The 1,636-nt window shown below is 41.3% G+C and carries 1 protein-coding gene; it reads right to left on the minus strand.

Annotated elements, in window-relative coordinates; all coding sequences use genetic code 11:
• Positions 1-543 precede the first annotated feature (543 nt).
• The coding region (locus tag O9323_RS14600; protein WP_288125336.1) for a tetratricopeptide repeat protein at positions 544-1,636 on the minus strand (1,093 nt) is incomplete at its 5' end.

Genomic DNA, 1,636 nt, shown 5'->3' on the forward strand with positions numbered 1-1,636 from the left:
CGATTGTCTATCTTTTGGTATTAATCTATTTGTGCCTTAAGTCCTTTCCTGTATGAATTTCAGCTACTTTTGAGCGTAGTTGCTCTCATCGAATTTTATTTTAAGTTAATTATTTGCATAACAATTCCCGAAGAGCCAGATTTTCTCTTGACAAAGGCCTCTTGACATGATATTATATTCATAATGGAAAATACGTGCGCTTGCGAACCCTATTTTCCAACGGTCTTAACTATGATTGATGTGATTATTGGATTGACTATGATTGGTTCATTCAATCAATCTTCATCTCTAATCCACTCTTAACTAGCTCCCTAATCATAGTTCATCATTCAATCATTCCCATCATAGTCGATGATTGGTGGTGGGTTACTGCACTAGGTAATAGGTGTAGGGGTAATTCATGAATTACCCCTACAATCGGCTAGGTTTTTCTGGATGTTGTCAAATTTTCTCTTGACAAAAGCCCCTTGACATGATACTGTATTCATAGTGGAAAATCCGTGCGCCTACGAACCCTATTTTCCTAAGCATTTAAACTCTAACTCATCTTAATTCTGCCTGCCGGAGTTGCGACAACATAGTTTTATAGTTCTCCATAATTGTTTGGCTATCGGGATGATTGTCTCCTAATACTTGGGTAGCAATCTTAATCGCTTCTAGATAGAGAGGTTCTGCTTCTGTGTACCTGCCTTGGTAACAGTACAATGCTGCTAAATTGTTGAGGGAAGTTGCCACATCGGGATGATTGTCTCCTAAGAGTCGTTTTCTCAAATCTAATGCTTCTAGAAAGAGAGGTTCCGCTTCTGTGTACCTGCCTTGTGAATAGTACAAGTATGCTAAATTGTTGAGGGAAAGTGCCACATCGGGATGATTGTCTCCTAAGAGTCGTTTTGTCAAATCTAAAGCTTCTAGAAGGAGAGGTTCTGCTTCTGTGTACCTGCCTTGGGAATCGTACAATAGTGCTAAATTGTTGAGGGAAGTTGCCACATGGGGATGATTGTCTCCTAAGAGTCGTTTTCTCAAATCTAATGCTTCTAGATAGAGAGGTTCCGCTTCTTCGTACCTGCCTTGGGAATAGTACAATGCTGCTAAATTGTTGAGGGAAGCTGCCACATGGGGATGATTGTCTCCTAAGTGGGTTCGAGTTGCGGTTAAACAAGCTTGATAGTAAGGTTCAGCAGTAGCATACAATCCTTGTCCTTGATAATACCAAGCTAAACCCGTATAGGACCAAGCTAAATCCTCATCAGCGATATATTGGGGATATTCCCCGACAGATGCTTGTAGATGGAGAAGGAAAGGTTTAAATTCTTCAACGATTTCTACAGTGGGATCATAGGGCATTTCTGCCGATTTTTTGGACATAATCGCACAATAACGGCGTTTTGCTGGTTCTGCGTGGGGTGATGCTTCTAACTTATCCCGAAAATAGCGACGCAACAGGGGATGAATTTCATACCAACCATCACCCTTATCCTGAACTAAACTCAGATGGACTAAACTATCGGTTAACCATTCCTCCACTGTATCCCCATCCTCATCGGGAAATAAATCCAGAATCATCCCCTTGGGAAAGGGCGCAAGAGCGAATAAACTGAGGTAAAGTGCCAAAATTTGGGCATCTGGTTCGCTATTC

The sequence above is a fragment of the Microcystis sp. LE19-131.1A genome, from assembly GCF_027532015.1.
Classification (GTDB): domain Bacteria; phylum Cyanobacteriota; class Cyanobacteriia; order Cyanobacteriales; family Microcystaceae; genus Microcystis; species Microcystis ichthyoblabe_A.